This is a genomic window from Shewanella sp. NKUCC06_TVS, from assembly GCF_019345515.1.
In the GTDB taxonomy this organism is placed as follows: Bacteria; Pseudomonadota; Gammaproteobacteria; order Enterobacterales; family Shewanellaceae; genus Shewanella; species Shewanella oncorhynchi.
Genome location: NZ_JAHKQX010000018.1, coordinates 22,947 through 46,901, shown reverse-complemented (window position 1 = coordinate 46,901; position 23,955 = coordinate 22,947). Strand labels below are relative to the sequence as shown.

At 43.6% G+C, this 23,955-nt stretch carries 22 protein-coding genes; 8 read left to right on the top strand and 14 right to left on the bottom strand.

The window, feature by feature from the left end; genetic code table 11:
- Window positions 1-20: 20 nt before the first annotated feature.
- Together KO531_RS18350 and KO531_RS18345 are read right to left on the bottom strand one after the other, a co-directional pair.
- Window positions 21-305, bottom strand: a complete 285-nt coding sequence (locus KO531_RS18350; protein ID WP_219251924.1) for a putative quinol monooxygenase — start codon at window positions 303-305, stop codon at window positions 21-23.
- Complete coding sequence (locus KO531_RS18345) at window positions 302-1,324, bottom strand: zinc-binding alcohol dehydrogenase family protein (protein WP_219251923.1); 1,023 nt, start codon at window positions 1,322-1,324, stop codon at window positions 302-304. The genes KO531_RS18350 and KO531_RS18345 overlap by 4 nt, the downstream gene beginning before the upstream one ends.
- A gap of 134 nt (window positions 1,325-1,458) precedes the next feature.
- Here KO531_RS18345 and KO531_RS18340 point away from each other — a divergent pair, with 134 nt between their 5' ends.
- From KO531_RS18340 to KO531_RS18325, 4 genes are all read left to right on the top strand, one after another.
- The gene (locus KO531_RS18340; RefSeq protein WP_219251922.1) at window positions 1,459-2,388 is read left to right on the top strand and encodes a LysR family transcriptional regulator; all 930 of its coding nucleotides are present in this window, start codon (window positions 1,459-1,461) and stop codon (window positions 2,386-2,388) included.
- Between the two features lie 302 nt (window positions 2,389-2,690).
- Entirely contained in the window at window positions 2,691-3,110 is a 420-nt protein-coding gene (locus KO531_RS18335; protein ID WP_219251921.1) for a hypothetical protein, read from the top strand.
- A gap of 64 nt (window positions 3,111-3,174) precedes the next feature.
- Window positions 3,175-4,044 carry a hypothetical protein gene (locus KO531_RS18330; RefSeq protein WP_219251920.1) on the top strand — a complete coding sequence of 290 codons (870 nt, stop codon included), beginning with the start codon at window positions 3,175-3,177 and terminating at the stop codon, window positions 4,042-4,044.
- Between the two features lie 22 nt (window positions 4,045-4,066).
- Window positions 4,067-7,525 carry a zinc-dependent metalloprotease gene (locus KO531_RS18325; protein WP_219251919.1) on the top strand — a complete coding sequence of 1,153 codons (3,459 nt, stop codon included), beginning with the start codon at window positions 4,067-4,069 and terminating at the stop codon, window positions 7,523-7,525.
- Between the two features lie 99 nt (window positions 7,526-7,624).
- On the opposite strand, the gene rho is transcribed toward KO531_RS18325, so the two are convergent.
- Both rho and trxA read right to left on the bottom strand, forming a co-directional pair.
- Window positions 7,625-8,890: a transcription termination factor Rho gene (gene rho / locus KO531_RS18320; protein ID WP_011787892.1), complete on the bottom strand. Its 1,266-nt coding sequence runs from the start codon at window positions 8,888-8,890 to the stop codon at window positions 7,625-7,627.
- Window positions 8,891-9,099: 209 nt separating this feature from the next.
- On the bottom strand, window positions 9,100-9,426 hold the full coding sequence (gene trxA, locus KO531_RS18315; RefSeq protein ID WP_105250415.1) for a thioredoxin TrxA: 327 nt from the start codon (window positions 9,424-9,426) through the stop codon (window positions 9,100-9,102).
- Window positions 9,427-9,578: 152 nt separating this feature from the next.
- Between trxA and rhlB the strand changes: the two genes are divergently transcribed.
- Both rhlB and KO531_RS18305 read left to right on the top strand, forming a co-directional pair.
- Window positions 9,579-10,895: an ATP-dependent RNA helicase RhlB gene (gene rhlB, locus KO531_RS18310; protein ID WP_219251918.1), complete on the top strand. Its 1,317-nt coding sequence runs from the start codon at window positions 9,579-9,581 to the stop codon at window positions 10,893-10,895.
- On the top strand, window positions 10,896-11,822 hold the full coding sequence (locus KO531_RS18305) for an exopolyphosphatase (RefSeq protein ID WP_219251917.1): 927 nt from the start codon (window positions 10,896-10,898) through the stop codon (window positions 11,820-11,822).
- Window positions 11,823-11,899: 77 nt separating this feature from the next.
- Here the strand turns inward: KO531_RS18305 and KO531_RS18300 are convergent, their stop codons facing one another.
- From KO531_RS18300 to pilB, 8 genes are all read right to left on the bottom strand, one after another.
- The gene (locus tag KO531_RS18300) at window positions 11,900-12,436 is read right to left on the bottom strand and encodes a thioredoxin family protein (protein ID WP_219251916.1); all 537 of its coding nucleotides are present in this window, start codon (window positions 12,434-12,436) and stop codon (window positions 11,900-11,902) included.
- Window positions 12,437-12,929: 493 nt separating this feature from the next.
- Window positions 12,930-13,322: an 8-oxo-dGTP diphosphatase MutT gene (gene mutT / locus KO531_RS18295; protein ID WP_131523409.1), complete on the bottom strand. Its 393-nt coding sequence runs from the start codon at window positions 13,320-13,322 to the stop codon at window positions 12,930-12,932.
- 78 nt (window positions 13,323-13,400) lie between these two features.
- Complete coding sequence (gene yacG / locus KO531_RS18290) at window positions 13,401-13,610, bottom strand: DNA gyrase inhibitor YacG (protein ID WP_219251915.1); 210 nt, start codon at window positions 13,608-13,610, stop codon at window positions 13,401-13,403.
- 73 nt (window positions 13,611-13,683) lie between these two features.
- Complete coding sequence (gene zapD, locus KO531_RS18285; RefSeq protein WP_173247868.1) at window positions 13,684-14,418, bottom strand: cell division protein ZapD; 735 nt, start codon at window positions 14,416-14,418, stop codon at window positions 13,684-13,686.
- Entirely contained in the window at window positions 14,411-15,028 is a 618-nt protein-coding gene (gene coaE, locus KO531_RS18280) for a dephospho-CoA kinase (protein WP_219251914.1), read from the bottom strand. The genes zapD and coaE overlap by 8 nt, the downstream gene beginning before the upstream one ends.
- Before the next feature lie 148 nt (window positions 15,029-15,176).
- Window positions 15,177-16,103, bottom strand: coding sequence for an A24 family peptidase (locus KO531_RS18275; RefSeq protein WP_219251913.1), 927 nt, complete (start codon window positions 16,101-16,103; stop codon window positions 15,177-15,179).
- Between the two features lie 32 nt (window positions 16,104-16,135).
- On the bottom strand, window positions 16,136-17,404 hold the full coding sequence (locus KO531_RS18270) for a type II secretion system F family protein (RefSeq protein ID WP_219251912.1): 1,269 nt from the start codon (window positions 17,402-17,404) through the stop codon (window positions 16,136-16,138).
- Window positions 17,405-17,554: 150 nt separating this feature from the next.
- Window positions 17,555-19,267 carry a type IV-A pilus assembly ATPase PilB gene (gene pilB, locus KO531_RS18265; protein WP_219251911.1) on the bottom strand — a complete coding sequence of 571 codons (1,713 nt, stop codon included), beginning with the start codon at window positions 19,265-19,267 and terminating at the stop codon, window positions 17,555-17,557.
- Window positions 19,268-19,646: 379 nt separating this feature from the next.
- Here pilB and KO531_RS18260 point away from each other — a divergent pair, with 379 nt between their 5' ends.
- Window positions 19,647-21,008: an O-antigen ligase family protein gene (locus tag KO531_RS18260; RefSeq protein WP_219251910.1), complete on the top strand. Its 1,362-nt coding sequence runs from the start codon at window positions 19,647-19,649 to the stop codon at window positions 21,006-21,008.
- Window positions 21,009-21,055: 47 nt separating this feature from the next.
- On the opposite strand, the gene KO531_RS18255 is transcribed toward KO531_RS18260, so the two are convergent.
- Both KO531_RS18255 and nadC read right to left on the bottom strand, forming a co-directional pair.
- A complete protein-coding gene (locus tag KO531_RS18255; RefSeq protein ID WP_219251909.1) occupies window positions 21,056-21,475 on the bottom strand; it encodes a prepilin-type N-terminal cleavage/methylation domain-containing protein in 420 nt (139 codons plus the stop codon).
- Window positions 21,476-22,235: 760 nt separating this feature from the next.
- Window positions 22,236-23,117 carry a carboxylating nicotinate-nucleotide diphosphorylase gene (gene nadC, locus KO531_RS18250; protein ID WP_105250404.1) on the bottom strand — a complete coding sequence of 294 codons (882 nt, stop codon included), beginning with the start codon at window positions 23,115-23,117 and terminating at the stop codon, window positions 22,236-22,238.
- 258 nt (window positions 23,118-23,375) lie between these two features.
- On the opposite strand from nadC, the gene ampD reads away from it, so the two are divergent.
- Entirely contained in the window at window positions 23,376-23,939 is a 564-nt protein-coding gene (gene ampD / locus KO531_RS18245; RefSeq protein WP_219251908.1) for a 1,6-anhydro-N-acetylmuramyl-L-alanine amidase AmpD, read from the top strand.
- Window positions 23,940-23,955 lie beyond the last annotated feature (16 nt).

Below are 23,955 nucleotides of genomic sequence, written 5' to 3'. Positions count from 1 at the left end.
CTTTGGCGCTTTTTTGTTGATTAGCAGGCGTAGCTTTTGTGAATGTCAGCTCGACTGATTAAGTCTGCGGTTTGAGCGACGAATGCTTGAAAGTGCGTACTCGCCATATGTTCATCCAGTGCTACTTGGGATTGCCAAATTTCGTACATCCAGAAGATATTTTCATCATCTAATGAGTGATGCAGTTTGTATTCGATGCAGCCAGCCTCAGTATGAGTGTCTGTCACGAGTTGCTTGAGTATCTTAAATAGCGTATCGCTTTGGCCTTTATTCGCGATGATTTGGGCAAATACTGTTATTTTCATTGGTTAAAACCTTCTAAAACAATTTTACCGATCGCTTTGCCAGACTCTATCTGAGCGTGAGCTTTGATTAAGTTTTGGGCATTAATGGTGCCGTAGTGTTCACCGAACGTACTCTGTAACTCGCCTGTATCGATAAGGGCGCTTAAGCGGTTGAGTAAGTGATGTTGCGCAATCATATCCTCGGTCTGATATAGGCTGCGGGTAAACATCAGTTCCCAGTGTAAGGATAAGCTTTTACGCTTAAGTTTCATCACATCTAATGGCCCCTTAGGATCATCGATTAATGCTAGTTTTCCTTGTGGCTTAAGCACTTGTACTATTTCATCAAAATGTTGATCGGTTTGGGTTAAGCTAATCACATGGGTCACATCAGTAATGCCAATATTGGCAAGTTCCTGTGAAAGTGGCTTGGTGTGGTCGATAACAGCATCGGCACCAAGTTTGTGCACCCAAGCGGCGGATTCTGGACGAGATGCAGTGCCTATTACTTCTGCACCTGTGAGTTTTACTGCAAGCTGAGTGATGATTGAACCCACACCGCCGGCCGCACCGATAATTAAAATACGGGCGTCAGTTGCCGAACCATCTTGGGGTAAAGCTAAACGGTCGAATAAAATCTCCCATGCCGTAATCCCCGTTAAAGGTAATGCCGCGGCTTGGGTATAGGTTAAACTTTTAGGTTTATGGCCGACAATTCGCTCATCAACCAATTGATATTCTGCGTAACTTCCGCTGCGACTGATATCGCCTGCATACCACACTTCATCGCCAACGTTGAAAAGACTGGCTTTCTCACCAATGGCTTTGACGACACCGACCGCATCCCAGCCGATAATTTTGTATTCGCCTGCAGGCGCTGAGCTAGATGCACGGATTTTTGTATCAACCGGATTGACAGAAATGGCTTTGATTTCCACTAAAAGGTCAAAACCTGTCGCAGTTGGCTCGGCTAGCGTGATGTTTTCTAATGCATTGGGCGCTGTGATTGCACCTGCTGTCTGGTAACCAATGGCTTTCATGTTTATTCCTCTGGGTGTACTTGCTGGAGTCTACTTGTTTGAGTGTACTTGTATCGTGTAGCCATTGTGTGGAATATTAGCCAAGAGATAAACAGGATAAAGTTTGTAATTTTTTCAAAGGATTTTTGATAATCATGCTAATTAATGATTTAGCTTTGTTCGTGCGAGTCGCTGATTGCGGCAATATATCTGCCGCAGCAGCCGAGATGGATATCTCGGCTGCTTCTGCCAGTGCAGCAATAAAACGGCTTGAGAAACAGCTCGATACTAGTTTATTTATCCGCACGACACGCAGCTTACGTTTGACTGTGCAAGGTGAACGTTATCTTATTCATTGCCGACGTGCGCTAAGCGATTTAGCGCTTGGCGAACAGGCTATCGCCAGTGATAAAGGTAAAATATCTGGCACTTTAAGCCTGTCGGTTTCTTCAGACTTTGGTCGTAATTTGTTTGTGCCTTGGCTCGACGATTTTTTGCTCGATTTTCCTCAACTGCAAGTGCGCTTGCACCTTGGCGACAATATCAGCAGTTTTTACCACGATAAAATTGATGTCGCCGTGCGCTATGGAAAACCGCAGGATTCTAACCAAGTGGCTTTCCCTATCTGTAGTGTTGATCGTGTCTTGTGCGCCTCACCTGAATATCTCGCCAAGTTTGGTGTGCTTGATTCGTTAGAGCAATTAGTTGAGCATAATTGCTTGTTTTATAAGTTAGATGATCGCACCCACGATCAATGGCTATTTAGGCGTGATGGTCAAGAATTCAAAGTGCGTGTCACGGGCAATCGTAGTGCTAATGATGCCGAGATTGCCCGCCGTTGGGCTGTGGCTGGTAAAGGGTTGGTATTTAAGTCGAGTCTAGATCTGGCCGATGACTTAATCTCAGGGCGATTAGTACGTTTGTTGCCTGAGTATCAGGGGGAGCCCGTCGATTTGTACTTAGTGTGCCCAGGACGTGAACATGTCACTCCCGTGGTGTTACTGCTTCGTGAAATGTTACGCCAGCGCTGTAAAGAGCTGCAAATGCAGTTGGCGGCTCGTCATATTCTCCCACAACACCCTTAAGCAATTGCATTTTGGTGGTATATGTAAATAAGCGCACTGCATGTTGTTATTTATTTATAAATAAAGTTTTCTAAATTGTTTTTCTAGGAGGGCTTAGTTGTTGCTCATTGTGTTTTTTTATGTTTAATTTTGCATGGTTTTTCTGATCTAACTCATATTTATTTTAATTTAATATGAGTTAGCTCTTGTGTGAGTTGTAAATATTTTTTGTTCGTGCATATGATGCAACAGATGTATCTTTTTGTATCTTTGGCTGTGATGTCGCAGTGGAGATTATTTATAGCATAACGTATTGACGAGCAATGTTAACGAAATTAGCCACAAAAAAATATCCAAAAATACCAAAGCGTTTTCTTTTCGCTGTGGGTGAGTGGCTGATATTTGGAATATTATGGGTGAGTTTACCTGTGAATATTGCCGCGTTGTCTAATTCTTGTGTTATTAAAAATAATTATTTATCAATGGCTTCAGTGTTGTGGTTTCACTGTGAACCTGTTAGCCATCAGTCAATAGTAATAGTTGGTGAATATAGCGCTCCCCTTTGGGCTGGGTTTGCCCAAACGGATTTTGAAAGCATATTTTGGGGAGCGTCTTTTTTCGTTTTTTTGGGTTTTATTTATTTCGTCTTAACCATATTTATACGTAGTTATATTACTAATATAGAAAACTATTATTCAGTTTTACTTAATTGGATTAAATCAATTCAAGCAAGTACATCCTAGCGTTAAATAGAGCGCATGCTCACTATCAAGATTTTTCATTAAAAATATAAATCAAGGTTTTATTATGCAACCAACGAGTAATCAATATTATTCGTCGATTTCTCGTCGACGAAATAAATGGTCTGTGCTTTTCTGCGTGCAGGTGATGCTGGCCAGTTTCTCCTTTGTCGGCCAAGCATTGGCCGTCAATGAATTTGAGCTAGCAACGGATGCACAAGCAGCAAAATGGTCTGGCTACGTTAATGTGGGTTTTACGCGAAACATTTATGACTCGGAAAGTTATTACGCCTATCAAGCCTACAACATCGATAGCCGTATCGATTACAAGGCAAATTGGGGCAATGTGTTGTTTACCCTTGGGGGTGAAAAGCAAACACTACATGGCAAAGAGTCCAGTTTTTATGATCCTTTGCTGGAGTACCGCACGCCACTGTATGCCTTAACCGATACCGTCTCATTGAAAGGTAGTTTAGGTGTGTATCTGCCCGCAGAACGTGAATCAAAACTAGATAAGTTGCAATATGCGCCGCGCATTGCCGCGTACTTATTTTGGAGCCCGCTAGATAACCTAAGTTTTTATTTTTCACCGCGCTATCGCTACAACGCTTACCAATACAAAACCGCTGGTGAACGCGTGTTAGTTGAACAGCAACTCGATGGATTACTCGATGCTTATTGGCAAATAACGGCCAATTGGTATTTGGATATCAGTGGTCGTTATCGGATTTCCAAAAACTATTACGGTCGTCGACTCGATGATCAATTTACCTTTGCCCAAGAACTCGGTTGGTCGTTTAAGCCTGATTGGGTGTTGGCTGTTGGTCACAACAATAGTGGTCGTTTCTATAACCCAGAAGTGGGGACATCTCAGGGATTTGAGATTTATGACAAAAAGAGTTCAACCTTTTATTTGTCAATTACTAAATATCTATAAAAACAGTAGTTAAGAGGAATCTATGAAGAAGTCCATGGTATGTCTGGCGATCACCAGTGCACTGACCCTTGTGGGGTGTGGTGCCGGCGATGAGCCTTATAAAGAACTCCCGAAAGATGAAAAGCAAGTCACCACTGCCGACATCGATAAAGCAACTGAGCGGCAATATCTCTACATTCGCAGCGTGGGTAAGGCTCCGCGTTATGCTGCCGAGGTGCGAGGTTTTACCCAAGGTGATCCTAAGTTGGTGACCTTGCATAAAACTGAGAATGGTATCCAAGTACGTCAAATTGACCGAGATAATATCGGACTAGGCCATGACAGTCGTTATCCTAATGAGTATAACCAAGCGCCAGTGTTAACCATTCCTGGCGAATATATCGACTTTAAATGTACCGAAGATAAATGGCGTGAGTGCGTTAACGTTGAGCAAGTTAATACAGATGCTAATTTAACATGGCAGGATAAGCGCTACTTTGTCCCCGATTTTGCCAAAGCCAAAATTGCCGAGCTGGGCATTAATGACATTTTCACCTTTGGAGAATGCGTTACTGAAACAGAAGCCCCGCGTCTAGTGAATACTCAAGGCCAAAAAGGCTATGAGATGGATTTAGCTAAGGGCGTGGTTAACTTTGAAATTGAGCATACTTATCAAGCTTCACCAAGTTGCTTTAACCAATTTTACGGTGGCAACCTCGACAACCTATCCTTTACGACCACCGAGTTTATTTCGATTGTGGCGGTGGATCAGTTAGCCAGTAAAGACTATCAAGCGATTCCCTATGCCGAAAATGAAAAGGGCGCATTTGGTTTCTTTACCTCCTCCCATACTTATCGTGATGCGACTGATTCAGACGGCGTTGACGGGTATGTGCGTACCTACTTGAATCGCTTTAATCCGGCCAAATCGGAACTGACTTATTACCTGAGTAATAATTTCTACGATGCGAAAAATAAACCCTTTTTGGATGCTGCCATTGAGTCTGTTACGGCAATTAACATTCAAAACAAGCTGTATAAAACCGGTTTTCCACAGATAAAGCTTGAGCAAGCCAACGATAAACGCCATGGCGATCTACGTTATAGCAACATCACTTTATTCGATGAGCCGCTAGATAATGGCTTGGCGGGTTATGGTCCATCAGCGGCAAACCCGCTAACAGGTGAAATTGTTAGTGCGCGAGTTAATCAATACAGCTCGAATCTAAAACAAGGCGCAGTTCGTTACTATCGCCAAGTGCGATTAGATTATAACAGAGGCAAATTGGACGCGAATTCTGTGACGTCGTTAACGGGCGAGCCATATGTATCGAATTTGGACAAGCCAGATGTCAGCCTAGACACCGCGCCAGTTGAGGCGGCTGCATTTGAGCAACCCACTCAGCAACTTATTGCTGCACCCAAATCGATGTTATTAACGCCCAAGGATAATAGTTTCGATGCCTTAGCGGATTTTGATGAAAAAACACAAGCGTTTTGGTCTGAAAACTCAATGATGCATGTGGATACCGTGTTTGCTACGGGTGGTAGTGATCGTGAATTACCTCGCGGCATCAAAGGTCATGAAATTGACTGGAAAAAAGCTGAAATGTGGGTTGATGGCAAAGTGGGCGGTAAGTTAGCGGCATTTGAAGATTTGCCTATAAGTTTACAAGACTCCTTAACGACAGCCCTAGCCGCACAAGCATTTGCTGGCACCTTAACCCATGAGTTAGGACATACCTTTGGCTTAAGGCATAACTTTGCTGGGAGTCGCGACCACGACAATACCTTTAACCAAGCGCAACTGACGGAGTTAAAAGCCGCCTTTAGCGATGCAGGTTACCCAGACATTACTGTTAATGCCGAGTTTTCAAGCCAAATGGATTACAACGTGAATCGGTTTGCAACCACGTTTGAACCCTATGACTTAGCTGCGTTACGTTTTGGCTATGCCCGTGAAGTAGAAACGAAGGCCAACGAATTTGTATCGCTCAAAGCGGAAGATGTCAAACGCCGTGACGAACTCGCCAAAGGGGTTGTTAATGGAGATACTCGATTTGGTGTGCTCTATAACATTGAGCAAAACAATAGCCTACGTCAGTATTCTTACTGCACTGATGAACATGTGTCCCTTAACAGTAACTGTAATCGTGGTGATGCAGGTAAAAACTTAGATGATATTAATCAGTTCTATATCGAGAAGTATTTTGATAGCTACGAGACCATGAACTTACGCCATAATCGTCAATCTTTATTTGAAGATCATAGCCTAAGTTACGCCATTAATCGTAAAGCTCAGTTTGATGAAATACGTCAATTCATTGAAGATGTGAGTTTTTTAGAGCAATTATTTGGTCTATCTGAAAACTTTTTCGCTGGTGAATGCGAACGATTGGTGGCGGCAGGTAGCGAGGCTTGGTATTGCGCGAATCAGCGGGCAATGAATCAGTCGGCAGATTTCTTCCTTAAGCTGGTGGGAGAAAATGATGCGACCCTCGATGTGACATACAAGCAAGCCGATGGCAGCGTGGCCTTAAGACAACAGTACAATTTTGGCAAAGTGCTTGAACAATATCGTTTTAAAAGCGGCGATATGAAGGCGAAGTTTGAGCCAGGTGAGGTGATAAGTCAGTTCTCTGATTCTCCTGAAGCCTTGAAAGAGCTGATCATTAAATCGCAAATAAATCCTAAATTTCAGGATTTATTAACGGCGGATGTCAGCTTTTCGGGTCGCTTACTTAACGGTATTAAAACGCCTGCGTCCTCACCTAACCATCCCTATGTGAATGAGCGCGACGTGTTGGGGGTGTGGCCAGATAAATTGTTAGCCGTGAGAGCCTTAGTATCACGTACCACCCCACGTAGTACATCGAGTCTTGGTTATAAAGCATTGGTTGATTTACCTAATGTGGGTCCAGTGTTCCAAGATATGCTGTGTAAGATGACCATGGGTGAAGGTCCTGGGCTGACTCGTGGTAATACGCCACTCTTTGCCGAAAGCTGTGGCGCGAGTGATAAGCTCGATAGCTATTTGCCTTATTACACTGATTTTTCGCAACAAAGTATTGAGCCATTACCTAATTACGACCGTTCGGTATCACGTTACTTCCAATTCGATACTGTTAACGGGCAGCCAAAAGGTAAGAGTAATTTACTGCAGATGATATTACGCCAAGTGGTGCTTGCATCCGTTGACAGTGATTATCAAGGCGAGCAAAAAGCTAGGGTATGGCGTGAATATGTTGGTATTCGTTTAGCTGGCCCGGCATTGGCGACTCAAGCGGAAGTGACGTTAAATGGCCGAGTGTACGCGGCAACCGCAGAAAACACCTTAGCACTTGCGCTGATCAACCGAATTAAAGAGATGGAAACCTTTAAGACGCAAGCCGGGGAGGCCACGCTTGCCATCAAGTTAAACAATGGCACAGTAGGGGAGATCATTGATAGCCAGTTAAGTCGAGATCAGTTAGTGCTCAGTTACTTACCTGTGCTTGATTAAGTCACTTGAATCAAGATTAGCCGCACCCGCGGCTTTTTTAATACATAAACAAAAGGCCGCTCAGTGAGCGGCCTTATTATTCATGCAATCTTGTATGGCTTAAGACTTAGTGCGTTTCATGGCGGTAAAGAACTCTTCGTTAGTCTTGGTCATCGCCAATTTATCGATTAAGAATTCCATTGCGCTGACTTCATCCATAGGATTGAGGATCTTACGCAGGATCCACATTTTTTGCAGTTCTTCTTGAGTCGTGAGTTTTTCTTCGCGACGCGTACCGCTGCGGTTGAAATCAATGGCTGGGAACACGCGCTTTTCTGCCGCTTTACGTGACAAATGTAGCTCTTGGTTACCTGTACCTTTAAATTCTTCGTAGATCACTTCGTCCATCTTAGAACCCGTATCAACCAAGGCTGTGGCGATAATGGTCAAGCTGCCACCGTGTTCGATGTTACGTGCCGCACCAAAGAAGCGTTTTGGACGGTGCAGGGCGTTAGCATCCACACCACCGGTTAACACTTTGCCCGATGATGGGATAACAGTGTTATAGGCACGGGCTAAACGGGTAATCGAATCGAGTAAGATAACGACGTCTTTCTTGTGCTCAACCAAACGTTTTGCTTTTTCAATCACCATTTCGGCAACTTGAACGTGGCGGCTGGCTGGCTCATCGAAGGTTGATGCGATAACTTCGCCTTTAACGAGGCGCTGCATCTCAGTTACTTCTTCTGGGCGTTCGTCGATCAGTAATACCATCAACACCACTTCTGGGTTGTTGTAGCTGATGCTTTGAGCAATACCTTGAAGTAATAGCGTTTTACCGGCTTTTGGTGGTGCAACGATCAAACCACGTTGACCTTTACCAATCGGTGAGCATAAATCCAGAATACGTGCGGTAATATCTTCAGTTGAGCCGTTGCCGCGCTCCATACGCATACGTTCTTCTGCGTGGAGTGGGGTTAAGTTTTCAAAGAGGATTTTATTACGGGAGTTTTCTGGTTTATCGAAGTTAACTTCGTTGACTTTCAATAGGGCAAAATAACGCTCGCCTTCTTTTGGTGGGCGAATTTTACCAAAAATGGTATCACCCGTTCGCATGTTGAAGCGGCGAATTTGGCTTGGTGAGACATAGATGTCATCTGGACCAGCTAAATAAGAACCGTCTGAGCTGCGTAAGAAGCCGAAACCGTCTTGGAGTATTTCTAATACCCCACCACCGAAAATGTCTTCTCCACTTTTTGCGTGGGCTTTAAGGATTGAGAAAATAATGTCCTGCTTGCGAGCGCGGGCCATATTTTCGAGCTTCATATTTTCAGCTAGCGAGACTAGGTCAGAAATCGGCGTGTCTTTTAATTCAGTTAAGTTCATTTTGGGGGTCTTGTGTTACGCGACAAAGCTTACCGCGATCAATCAGTAAGGATGTAATTCAGGATAGTGATTGACGAGCGAGAAGAGGTTATTAGAAAGAATCTGGTTATTAAAGTAGCACTAACAAAGCGGGGCGTCCAGAAATTTAGGGAAATTCCGGCACAATTAATTTATAGCTTGTGCCGGAGGTCACTCATTACGACGTCAAATTAGATTTGAGCGTCGATAAACTCTTTCAATTGCGTTTTTGAGAGTGCGCCAACTTTAGTCGCGGCTAATTCGCCGTTCTTGAATAGCAGTAAAGTTGGGATGCCACGAACGCCATATTTCGCTGGAGAAACATTGTTTTGGTCAACGTTTAATTTAGCGATAGTCAAGCGACCTGCATATTCTTCAGACACATCGTCTAAAATTGGAGCGATCATTTTACAAGGACCACACCACTCGGCCCAGAAGTCTACCAATACTGGCAAATCAGACTTTAATACGTCGTTTTCGAAGCTGTCGTCACTCAGGTATATAATTTTATCGCTCATGATGTTCTCCAGTTTGGGTGCCATTGCTGGTTTGTTAATGGCTTACCATGTATATTGGGGCTGAAAAATAGCTTTTCAAGTTACCTTTTTACAATGTGGCTATTTCAAACGATCGAGTATCTTATTGCAACCTCAACAGGTAAGCTTGCGCTATGAGCGAAACACATCTATCTACCCAAAGGTTTGCCGACCTACCTCTACATCCTGAGGTTAAACAGGCCCTTGCCGAGAACGGCTTCGAATTTTGTACGCCGATCCAGGCGTTATCACTGCCTGTATTACTCCAATCAAAAGATATCGCAGGCCAAGCACAAACGGGCACTGGTAAGACAATGGCCTTTTTGGTCGCCACGTTTAATCATTTATTATCGACTACCATACCTGAAGGTCGACTGATTAATCAGCCCCGCGCCATCATTATGGCCCCGACTCGCGAACTGGCGATTCAGATTGCCAAAGATGCGATTTTACTCGCTAAGCACACGCACTTAAAGGTGGGTATTGTTTATGGCGGTGAAAGTTACGATGTGCAGCGTAAAGTATTAGATCAAGGTGTTGATATTTTGATTGGTACAACGGGTCGAATTATCGACTACGTTCGCCAAGGTATTATTGGCTTGAATTCAATTCAGGCTGTGGTACTTGATGAAGCCGATCGTATGTTTGACCTTGGTTTTATTAAAGATATCCGCTTCTTATTTAGACGTATGCCTGAGGCAAATCAACGTCTTAATATGCTATTTTCGGCAACCTTGTCCATGAAAGTACAAGAGCTGGCTTATGATCATATGAATGAGCCCGTTAAAGTCGAAATCGCCCCCGAAGAAAAAACCTCCAAAAACATCAAAGAAGAAATCTTCTATCCTTCCCAAGAAGAGAAGATGCGTTTGCTGTTGACCTTGATTGAAGAAGATTGGCCAGAAAAAGCCATCGTTTTCTCCAACACTAAGCATAGTTGTGAAACGCTTTGGTCTTGGCTTGAAGGTGACGGACATCGTGTGGGTTTATTAACGGGTGATGTGCCACAGAAAAAGCGTATTCGTATCCTTGAGCAATTTACCAGTGGTCAATTAGATATATTGGTTGCTACCGATGTCGCGGCTCGTGGTTTACATATTTCTGACGTTTCACACGTGTATAACTATGATTTACCTGATGATTGCGAAGACTATGTTCACCGAATCGGTCGTACGGGTCGTGCGGGTAACAAAGGCATGTCGATAAGCTTTGCCTGTGAAGAGTACGCATTGAACTTGCCTGCAATCGAAAGCTACATCAACCATTCGATTCCAGTAAGTAACTACGATAGTGAAGCTTTACTGGCCGATATACCTACGCCAGCGAAGATTCACCGTAAACACCCTAGCGGCACTCGAAACTTGCGTGATCGTTCAGGGGCAAGCCGCCCAGGTGCTCAACGCAGTGGTGCTCGCCCTCCTCGTCATGATAGGACACGTAGACATTCGTAAATGCCAACACCCGCTTATGCCGCTATAACATTAGGCTCAAATAGTTTTAATATGCTGATCGCCAAAACGCGTGGTGGTCAGCCACATATTATTGCGAAATATAAACGCAAGGTGAGGCTCGCCGAAGGCATAGGCAACGATGGCAAATTAAGCCCCGATGTCATGCAGCGCGGCCTCGACTGTTTGAGTATGTTTGCCCAGATGTTGGTGCAACATAAGATTGAAGCAAACCATGTTGCTGTGATTGCAACTGCAACTCTTCGCAGTATTAGCAATGCTGATGAGTTTAATCGGCGTGCATTGCCACTCTTAGGTTATCCGATCGAAATTATCTCTGGAATGCGTGAAGCAGAGCTTATCTATCAAGGTATGGTGGCGACCACTTGTGGTCACGGCCGTCGCTTAGTTATTGATATCGGTGGGGCGAGTACAGAGTTTATCATTGGCGATGGGCATCAAGTGCTGTTCAAAACCAGTTTGCCTTTTGGCAGTGTGACTTATAATCGTCAATTTTTCAGCAGTTTGCCGCTGCAGCAGTTAGATTTTGATGATGCTAAGCAGCAAGTACTAATCGCATTAGCAGAGCATAGACAAACCCTACGTGATCTTGGTTGGCATTGTGTCGTTGGTGCCTCCGGGGCTGTACAGTCCGTGGTAGAAGTGTTACTACACCGAGGGTTATCTGAAACTATCACACTCGATGTGCTTACTCAGTTGAAGGCTGAGATCCTCGCTCAAGAAGATATTAGCTTAATGGGGATTGTTGGGCTTTGCAGTGAGCGAGCACCGACTTTTGCTGCGGGTGTCGCTATTCTATTGGCTTTGTTTGAGTTGCTGGGGATCGAGCATTTAGCCTTATCTGGCGGCGCATTACGTGAAGGTGTTTTAGTGATGTTAGCTCAGCGGATTATTGACGAAGTCAGCTAATATTTTATTAAAACATGATAAAAACTAAAGGCCGCGATGCGGCCTTTATTGTTTGTATATTCTTTGTACTGTGGCGATTATTTCAATAAATCGGCGAGATCTTTTTCTAAGGAAACCGTTGGACGCTCTACGATGCGGCCAACTTCTTTACCTTGCTGCAGTACAATAAAGGTCGGTATACGGGTAAAGTCGTATTTTGCGGCTAAGCCTTCGGGATCTTTTTTCGTGCGGTCGACACCAATATAGGTAACTTTAATATTGGGATTAGCGACTTCTTCCATAATACGGATAAAGCGCGGGGTTTCCCGGTGACAATCTGGGCACCAAGTACCAATGATCACTACAATTTCTGTAGGTTCAGTGATGCTTTTAAGCGGGGTGATTGCAGTGGTATCGACTTGATAGGTTTTATACCCTTCGGCAAACTCATTGAGATCTGTGACTAAATGTTGTGCTTCTACTATGCCAGTTAAAATCACTTCTTGTTTCTCCTCACTGCAGGTCGCAATTAAACCCTGTTGTTGTTCTTCAAATCCACAGCCACCATTGGCTAGTACCTGACAACTAAAAAATAAGGCGGTAGTGGCTAGGAATACCTTAACGTTATTGTGCATGATGCGCCCTCGAAATCGAAGAGAAAGAATGAAATTCGATTCAAACATTATTCTGGATACGATTAAAGCGATTAATTGATTTGCTGCAAGCAAGATCACGCATTGCTAATATCTATACCCAAGCTACCTGAAGATACGAGTTTCAGAGCGCCTAGGGTGCTTCAATTCAAGGCGCATCAATGACAGAATGTCGGCCACCTTTTGAATTGATGCAACACGGAAGTGGAGTGCCCTAGGCGCTCCGTCTCGGCGTGTTTTAACGCACTTTATGCTGTGTTGATTATTTTTAACTTAGCCCGCTAGGTCTGCAAATAGCCGCCTTGCCTAAAGTGCGTTAAATTCCCGCTGAATCCTGCATCTTCAGGTGGTTTGGGTATGTAAGCTTAACGATCACATAATTACATGTTTTTCGGAGTTAAGGCATTGAAAAAGTTCATCCCCGAATCGTGATTCGGGGACAGAACACATTGAGAGGATAAGGTAAATTGCTTGATTACTGAGCCAGAATTTTTTCAAGAATAGGCTTATTAGCCTCGGGGAAGTCGTAATTGGTTAAGTCGGTTTTAGTGACCCAAGCGATAAGCTGACCTTCAAGGCCTTGAGCTGTGCCGTTAAATTCGGTGACTGAATGGATATCGAGTAGCACTTGTTTATCGGGATAGTCGAAACTCAACGCCATAAATGGCTGACTATCAGTGACATTGAGCGCGACTTCCTCTTTGAGTTCACGGATCAATGCCTGAGTGACAGTTTCGCCTGTCTCAACTTTACCACCAGGAAATTCCCATTTCCCACCTTGATGTAAATGATCTGGGCGTTTTGCCAACAGAATTTCACCGGCCGAGTTAGTAATAATGCCGACGGCAACATGGATGCGTTTAGTCATAATATTTATCGATTAATGAGTGGGTAAAAGTAAGTGCATTAAAGGCTTGAGCTGAGTGATTCGTGTGTAAACCCAAAATTACTCTTTAAAAAAATCGCCTTCATCGAGATCAAATTCATCAAATGTTTCTGGATCAAATTCGGCTTTGACTGGGATGACGTGTTTTTCTGACGCCCAATCGCCGAGGTCGATCAACTTACAGCGCTCGCTGCAAAAAGGTTTAAATGCAGATTGTGGCACCCACTCGACAGGGGCTTTGCAAATAGGGCAGTTAACGGTCAATGGCATAATTGTTCTCTTGGTTAACGGCGATAAAGCGGCCGCCAATACTAATGTCTTTCAGGCCATTAGTGTAAAGGCTTCATGCACAGGTAGCCAGTAAGAAATCAATTGAACGGTCGGAGTGGCGTTGTTGTTCAAACTGTACAAAATGGATAGCGAAACGGTTTTTATGGCCGCTAATCGTAGGATAACACCCGTGGGATGCATCGACTTTAACCCTTACCAAAGCAAGTGCTTGGGCACTGTCGCCCTGATAAAAGCCAGCATGGGCAACGGCATTATCGTAATGGGCTGTACTGCGGGTGAGTTGGAGTAATAGTGTGATGGGGGTGAGCAAAGGTTCGAAATGCGCTATCCAAGAGCGATAATCGTGCTGTTTTTCTTCCCAAGGTTTAGACAGCCAATAATGTAGTTGAGGTAGGTCGAAGTTACAGCAAGCGCCTGGCATGCCGAAGCGTTGTCGCAGCGCGGAAATAAATTTGTCTTGTTTTAATTGGCTGCCGAAGCGTTCAGGCTTTTGTAAGGGTTCACGGGCTTGGGTGAGGGCGTTGATATAGATATTGATTTGCTGGTGGTCGACGTGATCTAATTCTTGCCATTTGTTCAGTTGTAGCAAGTGCCGCTCAATATCTTTTAATACTTCATTGCGATAATCGCAGCGTTCGGACAATTCACAGAGGGAAAACAGCGGATAAAAACATCTATGTTGGTGGTCATTGCTTAGGTTACTTTGCAGCTGTTTATCGAGGTATTCGAGCCGCAAGTAGCTGCGAATTTTCTCGTTTAGGGGCTGTTCGTAAACTAATTCAGTCATGGGCGTTATGAGTACCAGATCGTTGTAAATAGCGTTGGTGCAATGCTAGCACCTCTCGTTTTAAGGTTGATATCTCTCCCTGATTATCAATAATGTCGTCGGCTCGGGCGAGTTTTTCGCTGCGGCTCAATTGGCTGTTAATGATGTTATTTACTTGAGATGCATCAACATTGTCCCTTTTTATGGTGCGGCTGATTTGCAACTCAGGCGAAATATCCACCACTAAAGTCCGATTGACTAACCTATCTAACCTGTTCTCAAATAGCAAGGGTACGACCATAATTACATAGGCTGAGGTTGCTTTTTCTATCTGCGCTAGCATTTCTTGGCGGATCATGGGGTGCAATCGCTGGTTTAACCATTCACGTTCTTCAGGGTGGCTAAATATCCGTTGCCGCAGTTTGGCGCGATCGAGTTCACCTTCTGGCGTTAACATCTCAATGCCAAAATGGCTAACGATGGCCTCAAGTCCTTTTGAACCCTGAGCGACAACGTCGCGGGCAACGATATCGGCGTCGACTAAGGTAATGCCTTCTGCGGCGAATAAATTGGCAACAGTCGTTTTACCGCTACCAATCCCACCCGTTAAACCAACAACAAATTTGGACATAAAACTCTCTTAAAAGCTATGAAGGGCGCTACGCTGCTAGGACGGACTTCGTCCTTACAGTCTACGGAACGGGCTTCGCCCTTACGGTAAGCGAAGCGTTCAGTGAGTGAGCTTGCGAACGTTCCGTTATCCTTAAGTGAAGCCTGTTCTATAACGTACTTAAGTACCAATCCACTATAGGTTGACCCCATATTAGGGCTATCCAGCCTGCGGCAGCAATATAAGGCCCAAATGGGATGGGATTACCTTGCTTGAGGCGTTTACTGACAATCATAGTGATGCCGACCACTGCTCCGACTAAGGACGAAAGTAAAATGACCAGCGGCAGCATTTGCCAGCCGAGCCAAGCACCGAAAACGGCGAGCAGTTTAAAGTCCCCATAGCCCATGCCTTCCTTGCCTGTGAGGATCTTAAATAGCCAAAAAATGGACCACAAGCTTAAATAGCCTGCTGCCGCACCGATAATGGCATCGGTTGGGCTCGCAAAGGTATTATTTAGATTGATGATCAAGCCTAGCCAAAGCAACGGTAGCGTCATTTGATCTGGCAGCAGCATCTCATCAAGATCGATACCAGTAAGGGCGACAAGTACAAATGTTAGTATGCTCGCAAAGACAAATTGCCAGCTTGGACCAAAGTGCCACGCTAAAGTCGCGATAAGTAGCCCTGTGACGAATTCAATTATTGGGTAGCGGGCGGAAATTGGTGTGTGACAGGCGGCGCATTTTCCCTTGAGCATTAACCAGCCGAATACAGGTAAATTATGCCAAGGTTTAATCGCCGTTTTGCACTTAGGGCAAGCAGAACCCGGCACCACAAGATTATATTTTTCGGGGAAGCTATCTATAGGTGTATTGAGTTTATCAATACCGATTTTTGTGACTATCTCAGCGTGGTATTCCTGCAAATACTGATTACATTCTTGCTGCCATTCCCGTTTCATCATCACAGGAAATCTGTGGATCACTACGTTTAAAAAACTGCCTATGGTGGCGGCAAAAATAAAGCTTAGCGTAATAAAGAGCCAAGGACTCTGATCAAAAGAGTGGCCCAAAAGAGAGATAAATTCTGACATTTAGTTTTCTTATTTTATTTGAATCGAATGAATTAACTGACGATTTTACCCATTTGGAAGATAGGAAGATACATAGCGACAATTAACCCGCCGACCACAGTACCGATAACCACCATCATAATAGGTTCAATTAGGCTTGATAAACCATCAACCGCATCGTCGACCTGCATTTCATAGATGGTTGAGACTTTATTGAGCATGTTATCCAGCGAGCCGGATTCTTCGCCTATCATTACCATTTGCACTAACATATCGGGGAAGAGCCCTGTGGTTTGCATCGCGACATTCATTTGCATCCCCGCCATGACTTCTTGGCGAATATTCAATATGGCTTTGCGATAAACGGCATTACCCGATGCGCCAGCGGCGGATTCTAAGCCATCAATTAACGGCACACCTGCAGCAAATGTGGTAGCTAAGGTGCGGGCGAAACGAGCCATGGCACCTTTGTGTAAAATTGGTCCAATGGCTGGGATTTTAAGTATGGCTTCGTCGACTCTATCTCTCACCATTTGTGAGTTTCGGTGCGCGCGTACAAACAAAAATACGCCGCCAATAATAGCGGCTAAAAAGATATACCAAGAGGATTGCAAGCCGCGGGAAATATGTAGTACCAGTTGCGTAAAGGCGGGCAGTTCTGCACCAAAGCCTTTAAAAATATCTTCAAACTGTGGCACCACAAAAAGAAGTAACAAAACCGTAACTAAAATAGCGACAATTACAACTGCAGCAGGATAAAACATGGCCTTCTTTATTTTGGATTTCAGTGCTTCTGATTTTTCTCTGTAAGTAGCTACGCGATCGAAAACTAAGTCAAGTGAACCAGAATGCTCACCTGCAGCGACTAGGTCTACATAAAGTTCATCGAAGTAACGTCTATGGGGGCGCATAGCATCGGATAAGGGAATACCCGATTGAATTTCGCTGAGGATGTTTCCTAATAGTTCTCGCATTTTAGCTTTTTCGTGACCGCGTCCGAGTAACTCAATTGTGGTTACTAAAGGTACGCCAGCGGCTAGCATAGTCGCGATTTGGCGAGTCATTACAGCAATATCCATAGGGGTGATTTTCGGATCACCTAGTTTAAATAGCGCAGATGACTGTTTACGAACGCTTTTAGGATTTACGCCTTGGGATTTCAGCTGGCTACGGATTTCAGCGGCGGTAGCGCCCCTGAGTTCTCCTGCGGTTTTCTTGCCGTCGCGATTAACACCTTTCCATTCGAAGGTATAGATTTTTGGTTGGCTCTTTTGCTCGGCTTTCTTGGTGCGAGGCTTTCTTGTTGTCGTTGCCGTAGCCATAAATGATTCCTATAAATAAATCGTTCTAGATTTTTAGTTAACTGAACGCTGTGCTTGTAAAATAGTTTGGACTCTAAGATTCAAATATGCGAGTAATGATGCGCTATTGCCTGCATTTTAGACTTAGCTCTAGATGTCTAAAGATTGGATTTAGCCAAAACTGGTTACACGATTGACTTCTGCAATGCTAGTGACACCGTGGATCACTTTCAATAAGCCTGATTGCCGTAAATCTCGCATTCCTTGGGCTTTAGCTTGGGAAGCGATTTGTAAAGAGTTACCGCCTTCCATGATAGTACGAGCTATTTCGTCAGACATCTTCATCACTTCGTAAATACCGACACGGCCTTTGTAGCCTGCAGAGCAATGTTCACAGCCAACAGGTTTAAAGGTAGTAAAGCCTTGAGTAATTTGTGTTTGAGAAAAACCTAAACGTAATAGTTCATGCTCGGGGATGATTTCAGCTTGCTTACATTCGGGGCAAAGTCGACGCGCCAAACGCTGGGCAATAATCAGGTTAACTGAGCTGGCGATGTTATAACCTGGCACGCCCATATTGATTAAACGGGTCAAGGTTTCCGCCGCCGAGTTAGTATGTAGAGTGGATAATACTAAGTGACCCGTTTGTGCAGCTTTAATGGCAATTTCGGCGGTTTCAAGATCGCGGATTTCTCCGACCATCACCACATCGGGGTCTTGGCGTAAGAACGAACGCAGTGCGGAGGCGAAGGTGAGGCCTGCTTTTAAATTAATGTGAACTTGGTTTACACCTTCGAGGTTAATCTCCACCGGATCTTCTGCGGTGGAAATATTACGCTCTTCGGTATTGAGAATATTTAACCCTGTATAAAGGGAGACTGTTTTACCAGAACCCGTGGGGCCCGTTACTAGAATCATCCCTTGGGGTTTTGCTAGCATCTCAAGGTAGAGCTTTTCTTGGTCTGGCTCATAGCCAAGCTTTTCAATGCCTAATTGTGCGGAGGATGAGTCTAAAATCCGCATTACAATTTTTTCGCCCCACAGGGTCGGCAGAGTACTAACCCGAAAGTCGATAGACTTAGTGCGGGACAGTTTCATCTTGATTCGACCGTCTTGTGGCACGCGTCGTTCGGCTATATCGAGTTTCGACATCACCTTTAGCCGTGCCGATAAACGTCCGGCGAGACTTATCGGTGGCTCTGACACTTCGTGCAGAATACCATCTATACGAAAACGAATACGGTAGCGTTTCTCATAGGGTTCAAAGTGCAAATCTGACGCACCCTTGCGAATCGCATCGGTTAAAATTTTATTGATATAAATAACAATGGGCGCATCGTCACTACTCTCACCAGTAGATTCTTCGCTACGTCTGTCGGTATCAGTAATTTCTATCGCTGCCAGCGCTGCTTCGTCCATACCGCCTAAATCGAGACCGCTGATGTCTACTTCGAGGATTTTTTCTAGCGCTTTAGCGAGCTTATCTTCCTCAACTAGAATCGCTTCGGCGTGCAGGCCTGCACTAAACTGGAAATCTTCGAGGGCTGCAATATTGGTTGGGTCGGATGTGCCGATATAGAGGCGATTACCGCGTTTAAACAAGGGTAAACAACGGTGTTTTTCAATGAGTTTTTTATTGAGAAAATCTTCAGGAATGGAGGCAAGATCAAACTCATTAAGATCGAGTAGTGGTGTACCGTATTCTTCGTAGCAAAGCTCGGCTATTGCACGGGCAGAGATTAGCTTACTTTGAACTAAGGTGCTTACAAGGGCGTGTTTGTTTTGTCGAGATTTAGTGATAGCGTTAGCCATCTGCTCTTCATTTAGTAGACCTTTGCGAATAAAAAGGGTCGACAGCCCTAAGTGAAGGCCTGTAGATGGCATAACACACTCCTATCTTGATAAAGTAGCTCATAATAGCGCCAAAAAAAGCATTTGTCATATATAATAAAGGCTCCATAATTGCAGAAAAATCATGTTCATCATAGAGATGCGGTTTAATGTATATGCTGTCGCGAGCGGATACCGTTAATTTCTATGATTGGATCTTCATTAGCATTTTGATTGGGTGCATTTAAAAATCGATTTTTATTATTTTATATGGGTAAAGTCCTTTTTTAAAAATATAGGTTCCTTTTAAAATCAATAATATTATTTTTAATAATCATTGCGATGTTATAAGTCGCCAATAAGGATGTTCAAGTTGATACTCTCTCACGCTTTTTCTCGAATAATCCTTTTTTTATTTTTTGCAATCTTTTTTATGGGTTCTCTTCTTTCGGGCTATCTCAGTGGTTTCGCTGGACTGAGTAACACTTATGACCTGAAACGTATTTTAGTTATCGTATTTGTGATGGTTGCTATGGTGTTGCTTTCATACAGAAAATCTGTACCGATAGCTATACTTTCTCCTTACACATGTTGGGTTTTCTGTGTAATATTTATTTTGGGTTTTATTTCTGCATTAAATAGTAAACACACATTTTGGTCATTGATTGAGTTAGCCAACTTTTTATTGTTGTTCTGCTTGTTTTATATCATCGGTGTACTGATTGCGGATATAGGCAAAACTGTTGTACTGCAATATTTTTTTTGGTTTGCATTATTTTTTTCGGTTTGTATTTCAGTTAAGTTTTTTTTGCTACTGCTTTTTCATGCCTTCGATGCTAATCGGCCCGATGTGCATTCTTTAGTTGCTGGCTTTATGAATGTCAGATTTTTCAATCAGTTGCAAGTTATGCTGATGCCACTATTGTACTTATCTTTTTATATTGAACAACTCAAGAAATATAAGCAGGCAGCCATGTTGGTCTTTAGTGTGTTGTGGTTAATCTTGCTGCAATCAGAGGCTCGCGGGGCATTACTCGCAATGGTGGTGGCAGCTTTTGTTGTGTATAGCTTTTTACCTGTCGACCTGCGTAAAGCGTTTATTCGCCCAATTATCAAGGCTGTGGCTTTAGGCACGCTTTTGTGGTTAGTGTTGATCATTATTATTCCACTGTTTATTTTTGATAGCCAAATTTGGCAGCTAAGAACCAATAGCTCAGGTCGCATTGACATGTGGATTTATATTTTGCAAACGATCCCTGAATGTATTTGGTTAGGTTACGGGCCAATGAGTTTTGCATGGGCAGAAGCAAGACCTTTGCCTAATGCCCATCCCCATAATGCTCTACTGCAGTTTTTATATGAGTTTGGTGTATTTTCATTTATCTTGCTGGCGAGTTGGTCAGTGATGAAATTACGGACAATATTAAAGAGGCTGACATTATTGGGGACAAAGCCGAATGAGTATTTGGCTGTAAAACTACAAAGTAGCATCGATACACGTTTTGACACAAATAGAGATACAACCGATATTGTGTTGGTATTTGCCCTGTGTGCGGTATGGATTTATGCCATGTTTGATGGGGTAATTGTGATGCCATTATCCCAAGCATTATTGATGGCGTTATTGGCACTTAATTGCCGCCAATATCAACCGCGAGTAGTAACACTGCCATTAAAAGTTACTTTGGTGGTGACATTGATAACCTGTAGTGCGCTGTTAATCACTAGCCTTAGTGATGCCGCGCTTAATCAGCAAATGTATCCAAGACTATGGTTAACGGGGATAATTAATTGAGAGAAATAAAAAAGCCCCAGAAAGGGGCTTGAGTATATGAAATATTATTAACTACCTATACCAGCACCTTTTTTACATAGTGCGTCATCTGTAGATTCAACACCTGCAGCAGAATAGCTAACACTACCATCATCCTTGATATCTGCAGTTACAACACATTTACTACCTGTATAAACTACGTCAGAATCAACGCCGTAAGCCACTGTTCCTGTTAAACCCATAGCAGTCATATTGGTTGCAACTGTTGGACAACCAATATCAGAAGTAACACATGCTGCAGCAGTTGAAGTCATTGAGCTTACTGCTTTCATAGATGAACCTCCTCCAGCAGTAACGACGTAATCTTTATACGCTGGTAATGCGATCGCAGCCAAAATACCGATAATGGCTACTACGATCATCAGTTCGATCAGAGTAAAACCCTGAGCTTTTTTATTTAATGCTGTGTTTAAATTCATGGCCTTCATTTTTCTCTCCAGCTAACTATTTAGTGACTTACTGTGGTTGAATAGAGTGTTTAACCTAACCGCTGTTTTACTCTATAAATTGTGTTATCTCATCAAACTTTATTACTCATTTATGTCAATAAAATCATTTATATGATCTATGTAACATTAACAGTACACCGATGATCTTGAATGACCCATGTGTAATGACTCATGCTGATTTATCCAAGCTAGCTTTACTAAATTAGCACTAAGTTAGTACTGAGTTAATGCTGGGTTAGCGCTTGTTTGAATAAATTGTTTCGGCAACCGCACCTTAGGCTAACGTTTTCAAAAATATGCCTCTCAAAAAACGTGAACTAGGCAATTTTAAAAAGAATCCCAGTGCTGACCTTAGGTGAGGTTGACCAAACGGCCATCTCGCCTTGGTAAAAGTTAGTACAAAGTTAGGTAAAAGGAAACAAAAATTAAGTATAAAGTACTAATAAAGTGTTGTTTTTGTATAAAAGGCTAACTTATCGACATATTAGGTTATAACAACTTTTTGACAATATCTGTTTCGCTGGCGTGTGTCTCTATGTTGTCAAATTGGTGACATGAAATGGTGACGGGGTGGGGGAATCGTGAGGGTGAATGCTGAGTATGATAGTGCTGGCACGATTTCACATTTGGTTTGGAGGAGCCCTACAAAAAAAATGCATTTCGCCTTAATATTTTATGAGTGGAATGTGCTTATGGTACTTTGCGAGAACATTCCACTACCAGCTAACATCCAGCGGTTTTAAGCTTTTAATCTGAGTGATAAATCTAAGGCGCGAACATGCTTAGTGAGTGCGCCAACTGAGATATAGTCCACCCCTGTTTTGGCGAATTCGGCTAAGGTATCTAAGGTGACATTACCAGAGACTTCGAGCTTAGCGCCGGCGCCTTTAGCTTTATATTGATTGTTCATTTCAACCGCTTCGACCATCTTAGTGATGTCGAAGTTATCTAACATTATGATATCTGTGCCAGAGTCGAGTGCTAAGGCGAGCTCTTCGAGTGACTCCACTTCGACTTCAACGGGTTTATTCGGGTACAAGCTGCGGGCGGTATCTACGGCTTGGCGAATGCCACCACAGGCCATAATGTGGTTTTCTTTAATCAAAAAAGCATCATATAAACCAATACGATGGTTTTTTCCGCCGCCGCAGGTGACGGCATATTTTTGTGCCGTGCGTAGGCCTGGAATCGTCTTACGAGTATCCAACAAGCGAGTGTGAGTCCCCGCCAGTTTATCGACATAATGTTTGGTTAAGGTGGCAACACCAGAAAGTGTTTGGATAAAGTTCATTGCCGTGCGTTCGCCAGTGAGAATAGCGCGCGCAGGACCTGATAATTCACATAATAGCTGGTTGGGTAATACTAGATCGCCATCATCCACATGCCAATGCAGTGCGACTTCACCACCGAGTTGGTTAAAAACCTGCTCTGCCCATGCTTTACCACAAAAAACGCCTTCTTCACGGGTGATTAAAGTGGCTTCAGCGTACTTATCGGCGGGGATCAACATTGCTGTGATGTCGCCATAAGCGATGGCTTTGGTTTGATCGTTGATTTCGGTGCCACCTAAGTCTTCACTGAGGGCGGATTTTACTGATTGGCGGATATCATTTTCTAACATAAGCGGAGTCCTTGCATTACGGCCTACTTGCATTTTAGGTTAAGATTACCACGGCCTTAGGTCCCACGGAACAGGTTGGAAGATTGGGCAAAAGGTGTAAGCTGCAGCCTTATTTAAATTGAGAGTGGATGGTTTGCTCCATGATCTCAATGTTAAAAGATAGCTCAGTCAGTAAGTTCCGTGCGCAGGGTTTCTTCTTTGCTTGGAGGAATACTGTTAGAGTAAGCCAGTATATGTGGCATAGAGGATAAGCTCATAATGCGGTTTGATTCGGGTTGGTGTGATAGTGCGAGGCGTTGTGAGTCGCCACATTTTAATCAACGTCCCTTGAATGAAGTGAGTTTGTTAGTGATCCACAATATTAGTCTGCCCGCAGGCTGCTTTGGATTACCTTACATTGATCAATTATTTCAAGGGTGTTTAGATACTAATGCCGATTCCAGCTTTGCACCGTTGCAGGGGGTGCAAGTGTCGGCGCACTTTTTGATCCGCCGCAATGGCGAGCGTGTCCAATATGTAAGCTGTAATGACAGGGCTTGGCATGCTGGGGTGTCTCGTTATGATGAGAGAGAGAATTGTAATGATTTTTCCATTGGTATTGAACTGGAAGGCACAGATACTGAGCCTTACACTCCTGAGCAATATCAGTCACTCATCGAGTTAACACAAGCCCTACTGGTAGAATATCCATTGCTGAGTATTGAACGGATTGTGGGTCATTGCGATATTGCGCCAATGCGGAAAACGGACCCAGGGCAAAGTTTTGATTGGGAAGGATATTTAGGCAAGTTAAAGGAATATACTCAGGCGTTGCGCTCTTAGTTAATCACTTAACTTT

Bases quoted from the DNA above. Each gene is read 5' to 3' on its own strand.
- KO531_RS18350 (WP_219251924.1), bottom strand. From the start codon at position 305: ATGAAAATAACAGTATTTGCCCAAATCATCGCGAATAAAGGCCAAAGC.
- KO531_RS18345 (WP_219251923.1), bottom strand. From the start codon at position 1,324: ATGAAAGCCATTGGTTACCAGACAGCAGGTGCAATCACAGCGCCCAAT.
- KO531_RS18340 (WP_219251922.1), top strand. From the start codon at position 1,459: ATGCTAATTAATGATTTAGCTTTGTTCGTGCGAGTCGCTGATTGCGGC.
- KO531_RS18335 (WP_219251921.1), top strand. From the start codon at position 2,691: ATGTTAACGAAATTAGCCACAAAAAAATATCCAAAAATACCAAAGCGT.
- KO531_RS18330 (WP_219251920.1), top strand. From the start codon at position 3,175: ATGCAACCAACGAGTAATCAATATTATTCGTCGATTTCTCGTCGACGA.
- KO531_RS18325 (WP_219251919.1), top strand. From the start codon at position 4,067: ATGAAGAAGTCCATGGTATGTCTGGCGATCACCAGTGCACTGACCCTT.
- rho (WP_011787892.1), bottom strand. From the start codon at position 8,890: ATGAACTTAACTGAATTAAAAGACACGCCGATTTCTGACCTAGTCTCG.
- trxA (WP_105250415.1), bottom strand. From the start codon at position 9,426: ATGAGCGATAAAATTATATACCTGAGTGACGACAGCTTCGAAAACGAC.
- rhlB (WP_219251918.1), top strand. From the start codon at position 9,579: ATGAGCGAAACACATCTATCTACCCAAAGGTTTGCCGACCTACCTCTA.
- KO531_RS18305 (WP_219251917.1), top strand. From the start codon at position 10,896: ATGCCAACACCCGCTTATGCCGCTATAACATTAGGCTCAAATAGTTTT.
- KO531_RS18300 (WP_219251916.1), bottom strand. From the start codon at position 12,436: ATGCACAATAACGTTAAGGTATTCCTAGCCACTACCGCCTTATTTTTT.
- mutT (WP_131523409.1), bottom strand. From the start codon at position 13,322: ATGACTAAACGCATCCATGTTGCCGTCGGCATTATTACTAACTCGGCC.
- yacG (WP_219251915.1), bottom strand. From the start codon at position 13,610: ATGCCATTGACCGTTAACTGCCCTATTTGCAAAGCCCCTGTCGAGTGG.
- zapD (WP_173247868.1), bottom strand. From the start codon at position 14,418: ATGACTGAATTAGTTTACGAACAGCCCCTAAACGAGAAAATTCGCAGC.
- coaE (WP_219251914.1), bottom strand. From the start codon at position 15,028: ATGTCCAAATTTGTTGTTGGTTTAACGGGTGGGATTGGTAGCGGTAAA.
- KO531_RS18275 (WP_219251913.1), bottom strand. From the start codon at position 16,103: ATGTCAGAATTTATCTCTCTTTTGGGCCACTCTTTTGATCAGAGTCCT.
- KO531_RS18270 (WP_219251912.1), bottom strand. From the start codon at position 17,404: ATGGCTACGGCAACGACAACAAGAAAGCCTCGCACCAAGAAAGCCGAG.
- pilB (WP_219251911.1), bottom strand. From the start codon at position 19,267: ATGCCATCTACAGGCCTTCACTTAGGGCTGTCGACCCTTTTTATTCGC.
- KO531_RS18260 (WP_219251910.1), top strand. From the start codon at position 19,647: ATGGGTTCTCTTCTTTCGGGCTATCTCAGTGGTTTCGCTGGACTGAGT.
- KO531_RS18255 (WP_219251909.1), bottom strand. From the start codon at position 21,475: ATGAAGGCCATGAATTTAAACACAGCATTAAATAAAAAAGCTCAGGGT.
- nadC (WP_105250404.1), bottom strand. From the start codon at position 23,117: ATGTTAGAAAATGATATCCGCCAATCAGTAAAATCCGCCCTCAGTGAA.
- ampD (WP_219251908.1), top strand. From the start codon at position 23,376: ATGCGGTTTGATTCGGGTTGGTGTGATAGTGCGAGGCGTTGTGAGTCG.